We start from the raw sequence: 11,037 nt of genomic DNA on the forward strand, positions 1-11,037 counted from the left end.
CGCCAAAAACACCTCGCGCCGCGTGCGCTTGCGGCTCCCCAGACCCTCGGCATCACCGAACGACAGCTGCATCGCACTCACCCCGATCACGGTGAGGCATTGTCGCGCAATGGGGCGGAGTTGTTCAGACCTTCCTTAAATAGGCCGCCAACTCGTCGAGCGCGAAGACGTCTCGCTGGGCGGTTTTCACAGCCCACCGCACACTACCGTTAGTTCGCTGCTCAATCGTTGCAGGTGCTTGGAAACAATTGCGATGTGGTGCCCTGGTGTGTAGATTTCAAGGGGACGCCACAAGTACTCTTGATTAGCAATGTCCCTCAGCCCACCTGATCATCTGCAACGGGCAAGCGCACGTACGCGCCGCTGCGATGATCAGGCGCGGGAGGGTGGTTTTAAGATCGAATCGGCGATTGAAGCAATAAGCCACTTCGGCAGTCGTCGCTGCGGATCGCGTTCCGCGAATCGCTGCCGTCAGAGCCACTCGCCGAACTTTTCCACCTTGTCGTCGCCGGCCTGCGGTCGGTCAGGCAAGACCAAGTGCTCGTATCCCTGCCTGACGGCCTGGTCTCGGATCGCGTGCACCCGGGAAACGGCATCTACGAACTCCTGCTCGGTCAGCTTGTGAATGCGATCTGGTGCCAGTAACTCGCGCAGCTCAGACGACTACTCCTGAAGGCAACGACAGCAGAGCGGCCCGCTCGCGCCCGGTCAGTGCGCGAGCGGGCGCGCCAGCGCCTCACGCCAGGCCAGCACCAGCGGCGACGGCGGACGGCCCTTCAGTTCCACGCGCCACAGGAGCCGGACCAGCTTGGGTGCGCCTGATAGCTTGAGGGCAGCCACTTCACGCAGCGCCAGCAGCTCGCGCACCACGCGCATCGGCAGCAGTGCCACCCCCAGGCCGGCCGCGACGGCGCGGGCGATGCCTTCGTTGCTGCCGATCTCTATGCATCGCTGTGGCCGGATCGCGAGTTCGTGCAGCAGCCGGTCGGCCACGTCGCGGGTGCCGGAGCCCGGCTCGCGCAGCAGCCAGATCTCGCTGCTCAGTGTGGCGGCGGTGAGGCGTCGGCTGCGCGCCAGCGGCGAGTGCACGCCAGCGACGACGCACAGCGGCTCCTCGCGCCACGTGTGCGCTGCAAGACGCGGGTCGTGCACATCGCCCTCGACCAGACCGATGTCGATGCGGCAGTCGAGCAGGGCCTCGCAGACCATCTGCGTGTTGCCCTGAACCACTTGCACATCGACGGCTGGATGGCGATGCACAAAGTCCGCCAGCAGTTGGGGCAGCCAGTAGGCACCCACGGTGGTGCTGGCCCCCACCCGCAGGCGACCGCGCTGCAGCCCCACGCGCGCCTGCACGTCTTCGATCGCGGCCCGCTCCAGCGCAAAGATGCCCCGTGCATGCTCGAACACCGCCGCACCGTCCGGCGTCAGTTGCACGCCCCGGGCGCTCTTGGGGCCGCCCGCGCCACGTTCGAGCAAGGGTAGGCCGATCTGGCATTCCAGCTCGCGCACGGCTTTGGAGACAGCGGGCTGGCTGATGAACAGGGCCTCGGCCGCGCGCGAGAAGCTTCGCAGCTCAGCCACAGTGAAGAACACGCGCAGCAGGTGAAGATTCAGTCGCATAACTTAAAGTTACGTTTTCTTGAAAAGAATGTATTGGACTCATGGTACCAGATGCAGGAAGCTGACGTGCATCGCGGCGCTCATAGCGGTCTCTAAGCGCCAGCCAACGTTTTCCGTGAAGGAGTCCGACCATGTCCACCTCGTTGTCCGCCACGACCTCTGCGCCTCCGACCTGGAGGACGCGTGCCTGGTGGCAAGGCCTGGCGCTGGCGGGGCTACTTGCCGCCGCCGCCATGGTGGCGGCGCAGACGCCTTGGGCGGGGCGCTGGGGCCTGTCGGCGCTGACGCTGGCCATCGTGCTGGGCATCGTGGCCGGCAACACGTTCTTTCCGGCCATCGCCGCGCACACGGCTGCCGGGGTCGATTTCTCCAAGAACCGGCTGCTGCGCGCGGGCATCGTGCTGTACGGTTTTCGCATCACCTTCCAGCAGATCGGCGCCATCGGCTGGGCCGGCGTGGTGATCGATGCGCTGATGGTGGCGCTGACCTTTGTTCTCGCGCTGCAGCTGGGCACGCGCGTGTTCAAGCTGGACCGGCAGACCTCGATGCTGATCGGCGCGGGCAGCGCGATCTGCGGCGCCGCCGCCGTGATGGCCGCCGAGCCGGTGGTGCGCGCGCAGGCGCACAAGGTGTCGGTGGCCGTGGCCACGGTGGTCGTGTTCGGCACGCTGGCGATGTTCGCCTACCCGCTGCTGTACCCGTACCTGCACCTGTCCGAGCAGGCCTATGGCGTGTACGCGGGCTCGACGATCCACGAGGTGGCGCAGGTGGTGGCCGCCGGGCGCAGCGTCAGCGAGCCGGCCGCCGCCACGGCCGTCATCGTCAAGATGCTGCGCGTGATGATGCTTGCGCCGTTCCTGCTGGCGCTGTCAAGGGCCGACCGGGCCGACGGACAGGGTGGCGCGGCCCGCATCACCATTCCCTGGTTCGCGCTGGTGTTCATCGCCGCCGCCGGCGTGAATTCGCTGGGGTGGCTGCCGCCGCAATGGGTCGCGGCCCTGGTGCAGCTCGACACCGTGCTGCTGGCCATGGCGATGGCCGCGCTCGGGCTGCGTACCCACGTGGGAGCCATCCGCCAAGCGGGCCTTAAGCCCTTGCTGCTGGCGGCCACGCTGTTCGGTTTTCTGATGGTCGGCGGCTATGGTGTGAACCGGGCCGTCAGCCACTGGCTGGGGTGAAGCATGCCGCGATGAGGCGATGAGTTTTGCGCCCAGGCGGGAATAAACCGGCCGACGCTCCCGTATACCTCAATGTCAACCTCATTTCTTCCACCCACGTACTAAGGACTACCGATCATGAAACGACTCACCGCCACCGCCACCGCTTTCGCTCTCGCGACCCTGTTCAGCGGCACGGCGTTCGCCGGACCCGCCGACGACGCCCGCACGCACTTCCAGGCCATCGGCTCGGGCGATCTGGCCGCGCTGATGCGCGGCTATGCCGACAACGCCCACCTCACCTGGGTTGGGGGGCCGCTGGACGGCAGCTACGCGGGCGCCGATGCGATCCGCGGCGTGTGGGAAAAGTTCACCAAGTCCCAAGGGGCCTTGAAGGTGTCGGTCGACAAGGTCGAGGAAGCCGCCAACCCCAGGGGCGCGACCGTGACCGCCAATGTGCAGTTCGAGGGCAAGCAGCCAATCAAAGTGCGCTATGTGTTGATCTACCGCGACGCGAAGATCGTCAACGAAACCTGGCAGATCGATCCGAAACTGGCGGTCGCCAGCTACTGATCGGCCACACAGGCCCCGGCGCGATGAATGCGCAGGAGGTGTCACTGACCGAGGCGGGCGCGCTTATGGTCGCCGCCCTGCCGCGCCTGCACCGCTACGCCTGCGCGCTCGTGGGCGACCGCGCCGCTGCCGACGACCTGGTACAGGACACCCTGGAGCGGGCCTGGGCGCGCATCGACAGTTGGCGGCCGGACGGCGACATGCGCGCCTGGCTGTTTAGCATCCTGCACAACCTGCATGTGGACCAGCGCCGCCGGCCCGCCGTGGCGACCGTGCCCCTGCATGACGAAGCGCTGGCGTTGCCGGTGAGGGCTTCACAGACCGATGGCCTGGACATGAGAGATCTCGAAACCGCGCTGCGGCAGATTCCGACCGAGCAGCGCGAGGTGCTGCTGCTGGTGGCGCTGGAAGACATGAGCTACGAGGAGATCGCGCGTACGCTCGGCGTGCCACTGGGCACCGTGGTGTCGCGCCTGTCGCGTGGGCGGGCTCGCCTGGGTGGCGTGATGGAGGGGCGTTCTCAACCCCAGACTCTGAAGGTGGTGAAATGAACGCATTGCCCATCACCGAAGCCGATCTGCAGGCTTATGTCGATGGCCTGTTGCCCGAATACCGGCGCGCCGAGATCGAAAGCTACCTGGCAGAGCGCCCGCAGGAGGCGCAGCGCCTGCAGGCCTACCGGCAAGACAAGCAGGCGATCAAGGCGCTGTACGGGTCGCTGCTGGATGAACCCGTTCCCGACGTATTGCTGCAGGCTGCCCGTGCGCCGCGCACGCGCTCCGCTGCACCCCACGCGGGAACGCGCCTGTCGCGCTGGTCGCTCGAACGCGTGGCCGCGGGCTTTTCACTGGTGTTTGTGGGTGCAGGCGCAGGCTGGCTGGGGCGAGGCGCCTTGCAACCGCCAGAGATGCTCGCCCGATCGACCCGTGGACCGGCGGCCATCATCAACGCGGCGGCCGGCAGCCTGTCCCGGCAAGCCGCCATCGCGCACGTGGTCTACAGCCCCGACGTGCGGCGCCCGGTGGAGATCGGCGCCGACCAGGAAGACCAGCTGGTCGCCTGGCTGTCCAAGCGCCTGGGCGCAAAGATCCGCCCCCCGAAGCTGGGCGCGCTGGGCTACGAGCTGATCGGCGGGCGCCTGCTGCCGGGATCAAGCGGCCCGGTGGCGCAGTTCATGTACCACGACGCCACGGGGCAGCGGCTGACCCTGTATGTCACCCACGAGCAGGCCGCCAACCAGGACACCGGCTTCCGCTTCGCACAGGAGGGGCCGGTCAACGTGTTCTATTGGATCGACGGCAAATTCGGCAATGCTTTGTCGGCCGGTATCAACAAGGGCGAGCTCGCGCGCATCGCAACAGCCGTCTATTCCCAACTGCAACCGAGCTGAACGCATGCAGACCCCCGCCTTCACGATCACGTTGCTCTCGAGATCAACCCGCCCGCTGGTGTTTGCTGCCTTGGCCATGTTGGTAGCTTCACCGGCGCTGGCGCAACACGCCCACTCCCACCCGGCCGCAACCCTAATGCAATCCCCGCCGGCTTTCGTGGCGAGCACGGCCAAACCTTTCGCCCAATTGATGGACGACGCGATGGCGGTGATGGAGCACGACATGCGCGCCGCGCCGATGAACGGCAACCCGGACCACGACTTCGTCACGATGATGATTCCGCACCATCAAGGCGCCATCGACATGGCCAAGGCCGTCCTCCTGCATACCCAGGACCCCGAGCTGCGCAACCTGGCGCTGTCGATCATCACCGAGCAACACAACGAAATCCGGCTGATGCAGGCCTGGCTCGCACGACATGCCGACGGTGCCGCCACCCAGGACGCAGCGGGCAACCCATCCCACTCCACCAGCACAACACAAGGAACCCGGTGATGAAACGACTCTCCCTCACTCTGCCGCTGGCATTGTTCAGCAGCATCGTGCTGGCCGCGCCGGCCCCCGCCGATCGCGTCTACACCGCCGACCAGAACACCAACACGGTGTCGGTGATCGATCCTTCGTCCAACACGCTGCTGGGCCAGATCCGGCTGGGCAACGTGCGGCCGGAGGTGCTGTCGCCGTTGTACAAGGGTGAGCTCAACGTGCACGGCCTGGGCTTCTCGCCTGACCACAAGACCCTGGTCGCGATTTCCAACGGCTCCAATTCGGTCGCCTTCATCGACACCGCCACCAACCAGGTCAAAGGCATCGCCTACATCGGCCGCTCGCCGCACGAGGCGTTCTTCACGCCGGACGGCAAGCACGTGTGGGCGGTCGTGCGCGGCGAGAACTACGTGTCCGTGATCGATGCCGCGACCTTCAAGGAAGTCGGCCGCATCGAAACCGCGCCCGGGCCGGGCATGGTGCTGTTCCATCCGCAGAAGAACATCGCCTTCGTGGTGCACAGCTTCACGCCGGAGGTGGACGTGATCGACGTGCCCACGCGCAAGGTGATCAAGCGCATCCCGGTGGTCAGCCCGTTCTCGCCCTTCCTGCAGTTAACCCCGGACTTCAAGGAAGTGTGGATGACGCACAAGGACGTGGGCAAGGTGACCCGCATCGACACCGATACGCTTCAGGTCAAGGGCGTGATCGAGACCGGATTCATCACCAACCACCTCGGGTTCGCCAAGACCGCACGCGGCACGCTGGCCTACGTGACCATCGGCGGCGAGAACGTGGTGAAGGTCTACACCACCGACGCCACGCCCAAGCTGCTGGCCACCATCCCGGTGGGCGCGCTACCGCACGGCATCTGGCCATCCGACGATGGCACGCGCATGTACGTGGGGCTGGAAAACGGTGACGCGGTGGACGTGATCGACACCGCCACCGACCGGGTGATCGCTCGCGCACCCGTGGGGCAGGCCCCGCAGGCGCTGGTCTATGTGTCGAACGCCGTGCCCAGCGGCACGGGCACAGCCCACCTCGTGCCCCGCGTCAACGACGAGCCAGTCAACATTACGCTCAAAGCCACGCAGGGAGAGGCCCGCGGCTTCGTCGTGGCGCGCAACCTGGGGCTGGTGGACGCTCTGGAAGTCTTCCTCTTCAAGCTCAAGCCGCAAACGGTGTACAACGTGTATGTGAGCAGCCAGCGTTCGCCGATCGCGAGTTTCAAGACCAACCCCGCCGGGGCGGCCAACGGCACGGTGATCGGCCCGCTGCGAGACGCGGTGACCACCATGTCGTCGAAAACGCCTTCCGTCGCGCAGATTCTCGTGGTCGAAGGTGATGCGGCGGCGCAGGCGTCGAATGCAGTTCTGGTGAGCGCCCGATAGGGCGCGGTTTCCCATCTACTCGAAGAAGGAGACAAACATGGAGCGTGACGACACCCCCCCCTGGCCTGCGCGCCGCCGTGTGCTGAAGACCTTGGGCGCCATCGGCGCCGGTGCCGGCCTGATGGGTCCGACCGCCGAGGCGCTTGCGGCGACTGCGGGTCGCGTCGTGTTGCCGTTCGACAATGGCGAGCGCGAGTTGGTGGCCTTTCCGCAGAAGCGCCCGCTGATCCTGCTGACCAGCCGGCCGCCGCAGCTGGAGACGCCGTTTTCGGTCTTCAACGAAGGCGTCATCACGCCCAACGACGCGTTCTTCGTGCGCTACCACTGGAGCGGCATTCCCACCTCGATCGATCCGCAAAGCTATCGGCTGCGCGTGGGCGGCAAGGTCAACACGCCGCTGGAGCTGTCGCTGGACGACCTGAAGCGTCTGGCCGACCCGGTGGAGCTGGTGGCGGTCAACCAGTGCTCCGGCAACAGCCGCGGGCATTTCACGCCGCGCGCCAACGGCGGCCAGCTGTCCAATGGCGCGATGGGCAACGCACGCTGGACAGGGGTGCCGCTGAAGAAAGTGTTGGAGAAGGCCGGCGTGCAGGCCGGTGCCGTGCAGGTGAGCTTCAATGGCCTGGACCATCCGCCGCTGCAAGGCGAGAGCCCGGACTTCGTCAAGGCGCTCGCGGTCGACCACGCGCTCGACGGCGAGGTGATGCTGGCCTGGGCGATGAATGGCGAGGACCTGCCGATGCTCAACGGCTATCCGGTCCGGCTGATCGTTCCCGGCCATTACGGCACCTACTGGGTCAAGCACCTGTCCGACATTCAAGTGCTGGACAAGGCGTTCGACGGGTTCTGGATGAGTACGGCCTACCGCATTCCCGACAACGCCTGCGCCTGCGTGGAGCCGGGCAAGGCGCCAGCCAAGACCGTGCCTATCAACCGGTTCAACGTGCGCTCGTTCATCACCAGCCTGCGCGACGGCGACAAGGTGCGCGTTGGGCGCGAGACGGTGGTGCGCGGCATTGCCTTCGACGGCGGCTTCGGCATCACCGAAGTCGCCTTCTCCGCCGATGGTGGACACACCTGGACGGAAGCCCGGCTCGGCAAGGATTTGGGCAAGTATTCCTTCCGCGAGTGGAGTGTGGCCTTCAAGCCGAGCAAGCGAGGCGCTCATGAACTGAAGGTGCGCGCGGTCAACCGCATCGGTCAAAGCCAGCCGCTGTCCGCGTTGTGGAACCCGGCCGGCTACATGCGCAACGTCGTCGAGACCACGCGCGTCGTCGCGGCATGAGGAGAACAGGCATGAGCACAAAACAACGTTACTGCCTGCGCGTTCTCGTGGGGATCATATCGGCGACGGCCGCGCTGCCTGCCGCTTTCGCGCTGGACATCACGCTGCCCGCTGAGACGGCCGCATACAAGCCCAGCGAGCTGCCGGGCTACCGGCTGGTGCAGCAGAACTGCATGACCTGTCATTCGGCGCAATATGTGCAGTACCAGCCGTCCACCTCCCCGCGCAGCTACTGGGAAGCCACGGTGAAGAAGATGAAACACCCGTTCGGTGCGCCCTTCTCCGACGAGGACATTCCGGCAATGGTCGACTACCTCGTCAAGACCTACGGCGCCGAGCAGACCACCGCTGCCACACCGGCACCCGCCATGGTGGCCGCCGCGCCGCCCCCGAAGACCGCTGCACCGGCAACCCCCACTACCGCTGCGTCGCTGCAGCCCGAAGCGCTGCTGAAGGCCAACAATTGCACCGCTTGTCACGCCGTCGAGCAGAAGGTCGTGGGCCCTGCGTTCAAGGAGGTCGCGGCGAAATACGCCGGCAAGGCCGATGCGCTGCAGCAGGTGGCCGCCAACATCCGCGCGGGCGGCGCCGGCAAGTGGGGCACGGTGCCGATGCCGCCGTACCCGGGACTGACGCCGGCCGAGCTGGATACGCTGGCGAAGTGGGTGCTGAGCCGCTGACGCCGGTCCGCGTTCCTCATCCCGCCGCCAGGCGTTCGCGCACGCGAGCCAGCCGCGCCGCGGCGTCATCGGCCACCTCGCGCACCTGTGGGTTGCCGCTCAACGCGACCATGGTTTGCGGATCGATGAACGCGACGGTGCTCAGCCCCGGCGTGTCCTCCCGCACCACCACGTTGCAGGGCCTGCCCAACCGGGCGTTGTTCCTGGATCGGCTCAAGCAAGCGCTGGCGAGCGCCCAGCGCCACGGACAGCGGGTGGCGCTTCTGTTTTTGGATCTCGACCGCTTCAAGGAGATCAACGACACCCAGGGGCACGCCATCGGCGACCGGGCGCTCATCGAGATCGCCCGGCGGTTTCAGGCCGCATTGCGAGAGGAGGAAACCCTGGCGCGCCTGGCAGGCGACGAGTTCGTCGTGATTGCAATGGGGGCCAACCAGTCGGCCGCGGCCCTCATCGCCGAACGTATCCAAAAAGCGCTCGCCGAACCTCTCGCAATCAATGGACGGTTTTTTGCGCTCAAGGCAAGTATCGGCATTGCTTTCTATCCAGAAGATGGACGCTCGGCCGAGGAGCTGCTCAAACACGCCGACATCGCCATGTACCGGGCCAAGGCCAGCGGCGGGGGCTATCGCTTCTACCGTTCGGAGATGGGTACGGATTTGGCGAGGAAGCTGGAAATCGTCCATCGCCTGGAAACCGCGCTTGCCGCCGGACGGTTGCAACTCCACTATCATCTCCAGGTGCATTTGCCCAGCGGCAAAATCGTAGGCGCCGAGGCACTGTCGAGATGGCATGATGCGGATTGGGGCATGGTTTCCCCAGCCGAATTCATCCCGATCGCGGAAGAACGGGGATTGATCGGTACATTGGGCGAATGGGCGCTCGCCGGGGCATGCCGCCAGGTGCGGCATTGGCAGGAACGAGGGTGTCCGCTGCCCGGAAGGGTCGCGGTGAATGTGGCCGCGAAACAATTTGAGGACGACGATTTCGTTGACCGGTGTCTTAGGATCGCTCGCGAATCCGGTGCAGCGTCTTCTGCAATCGAGCTCGAGCTGACCGAGTCGGGCATGATGCGCGACCCGGAACGTGCCGTGGAGGTCACGCGCGCCCTGACCTCGGCCGGGTTTGCGCTGTCCATCGATGATTTCGGCACCGGGTATTCCTCACTGGCTTACCTCAAGCGATTTCCCGTTCATAAACTGAAGATCGACATCTCGTTCGTGCGGGACATGCTGACCGATCGCAACGATCTCGCCATTGTGTCCGCCATCGTTGCCATGGCGAAGAGCCTCGGCCTCAAGACCCTGGCCGAAGGTGTGGAAGAGGCAGCGCAGGCGGAACACTTGCTGGCATTGGGTTGCGACGAAGCACAGGGGTATTACTTCGCCCGTCCGGAGCCGGCCGAGGTTTTCGCGCGCAGGTGGTTGCAAAGCGCATGTCCGAGTCATGATCTCGGTCAGGACGTGGATCGCCAAGAGCAAGGCCACCTCGGTACATAACGGCAAAGCCGCTCCATGGCGCCGGGCCCCGGCGCATGATCACGCCCCCGAGTTCTCTCAAACTCTTCGTAGCGTTCACGCTGATCCGTGATCGGGAGCCGTCAGCCCGGTCGGTTCAACAGCGATCGGGGCCGTTGCCTCTGCGAAAGCGCACAGACCAAAGGCACTTGGGCTGGTTCGCCCCAAGGGTTCTACCCCGTTTCCAGGACGGTTTGATTAAGGCCTGAAACTCCCGGTCACGCCGGGCAACTCTACGACGCATTCTCGGGTTGTGGAACCGCTCGAGGTAACCGAACACATCAGCCCGGGCCTCGTCGCGCCTGGCAGCCCTTGGCAGAACGGATTCGTCGAGAGCTTTAACGGCAAGCTGCGGGACGAGCTGCTCAACCGAGAGTGGTTCCGCAGCCGCGCCGAGGCGAAGGTCCTGATCGAACGCTGGCGGCAGTTCTGACCTGAGTATGGAACTTGTAGCCAATCAGGCAGTGAGTCCGGGGTGGATGGTATCGCGCCGATGAAGGCGGTGAGCAGCGGGCCGCCACCCCGGATGGTGTCCTGCGCGTTCATCTGAATGGCGAGCACGCCGTTCAGGTGCACCGACAGCACGCCATTTCCGCTGCGAGGCGCGAGCGCAGATCGCGGTAGCTGCGGGCAATGGCCGCCTGCCGGTCGGCATCGGTCGCCGTGCCGGTGATCTGCGCCAGTTCCTCACGCGCCTGCGCCAGGGCATCGGCCAGTTCCCGTTCGGCCTGCGCGGCTTTGCGGGCATTGGCCTGCTCGATGTCGCTGCGCCGATTGTTGAGCACGATCAGCTCGGCTTCCGCCTTGGCGACCTCCGCTTTAGGGAAGGTCTGAACAACCCGCTCTGCCGCCCGGATTGCGGCATCGTGGCGCCGGCCTGGCGTCGCTTTCGAGCCGGATTTCGCCCGTGCAGGGCGGTTTTTGGCGGGTT

Annotated in this window: 10 protein-coding genes and 2 pseudogenes; 10 read left to right on the top strand and 2 right to left on the bottom strand. The window is 65.8% G+C overall.

Annotated features, from left to right (window positions below):
• Positions 1–708: 708 nt before the first annotated feature.
• Positions 709–1,623 carry a LysR substrate-binding domain-containing protein gene (locus tag KHN96_RS22435; RefSeq protein WP_200899120.1) on the bottom strand — a complete coding sequence of 305 codons (915 nt, stop codon included), beginning with the start codon at positions 1,621–1,623 and terminating at the stop codon, positions 709–711.
• A 131-nt stretch (positions 1,624–1,754) separates the two neighbouring features.
• Between KHN96_RS22435 and KHN96_RS22440 the strand changes: the two genes are divergently transcribed.
• From KHN96_RS22440 to KHN96_RS22490, 10 genes and pseudogenes are all read left to right on the top strand, one after another.
• Positions 1,755–2,801 (top strand): YeiH family protein, encoded by a 1,047-nt coding sequence (locus KHN96_RS22440; protein WP_066708475.1) that lies wholly within the window; start codon positions 1,755–1,757, stop codon positions 2,799–2,801.
• 117 nt (positions 2,802–2,918) lie between these two features.
• Positions 2,919–3,353, top strand: coding sequence for a nuclear transport factor 2 family protein (locus KHN96_RS22445; RefSeq protein ID WP_115044301.1), 435 nt, complete (start codon positions 2,919–2,921; stop codon positions 3,351–3,353).
• 23 nt (positions 3,354–3,376) lie between these two features.
• Positions 3,377–3,904, top strand: a complete 528-nt coding sequence (locus tag KHN96_RS22450) for an RNA polymerase sigma factor (RefSeq protein ID WP_175851596.1) — start codon at positions 3,377–3,379, stop codon at positions 3,902–3,904.
• Positions 3,901–4,743, top strand: coding sequence for an anti-sigma factor family protein (locus KHN96_RS22455; RefSeq protein ID WP_045785194.1), 843 nt, complete (start codon positions 3,901–3,903; stop codon positions 4,741–4,743). Before KHN96_RS22450 ends, KHN96_RS22455 begins: the two co-directional genes overlap by 4 nt.
• Before the next feature lie 4 nt (positions 4,744–4,747).
• Positions 4,748–5,239 (top strand): CopM family metallochaperone, encoded by a 492-nt coding sequence (gene copM, locus KHN96_RS22460; protein WP_052698580.1) that lies wholly within the window; start codon positions 4,748–4,750, stop codon positions 5,237–5,239.
• Entirely contained in the window at positions 5,239–6,624 is a 1,386-nt protein-coding gene (locus tag KHN96_RS22465; RefSeq protein WP_045785195.1) for a beta-propeller fold lactonase family protein, read from the top strand. Before copM ends, KHN96_RS22465 begins: the two co-directional genes overlap by 1 nt.
• A gap of 37 nt (positions 6,625–6,661) precedes the next feature.
• The gene (gene sorA, locus KHN96_RS22470; RefSeq protein WP_045785196.1) at positions 6,662–7,909 is read left to right on the top strand and encodes a SorA family sulfite dehydrogenase catalytic subunit; all 1,248 of its coding nucleotides are present in this window, start codon (positions 6,662–6,664) and stop codon (positions 7,907–7,909) included.
• An 11-nt stretch (positions 7,910–7,920) separates the two neighbouring features.
• Positions 7,921–8,589 carry a SorB family sulfite dehydrogenase c-type cytochrome subunit gene (gene sorB / locus KHN96_RS22475; protein ID WP_221892517.1) on the top strand — a complete coding sequence of 223 codons (669 nt, stop codon included), beginning with the start codon at positions 7,921–7,923 and terminating at the stop codon, positions 8,587–8,589.
• On the top strand, positions 8,571–10,088 hold the full coding sequence (locus tag KHN96_RS22480; protein WP_181817631.1) for a putative bifunctional diguanylate cyclase/phosphodiesterase: 1,518 nt from the start codon (positions 8,571–8,573) through the stop codon (positions 10,086–10,088). The genes sorB and KHN96_RS22480 overlap by 19 nt, the downstream gene beginning before the upstream one ends.
• Positions 10,089–10,401: 313 nt before the next feature.
• A pseudogene (locus KHN96_RS22490) lies at positions 10,402–10,533 on the top strand (integrase core domain-containing protein); the annotation flags it as partial.
• A 139-nt stretch (positions 10,534–10,672) separates the two neighbouring features.
• Here KHN96_RS22490 and KHN96_RS22495 read toward each other — a convergent pair.
• A pseudogene (locus tag KHN96_RS22495) lies at positions 10,673–11,037 on the bottom strand (hypothetical protein); the annotation flags it as partial.

It is taken from the genome of Ralstonia mannitolilytica, assembly GCF_905397375.1.
Lineage (GTDB): Bacteria > Pseudomonadota > Gammaproteobacteria > Burkholderiales > Burkholderiaceae > Ralstonia > Ralstonia mannitolilytica.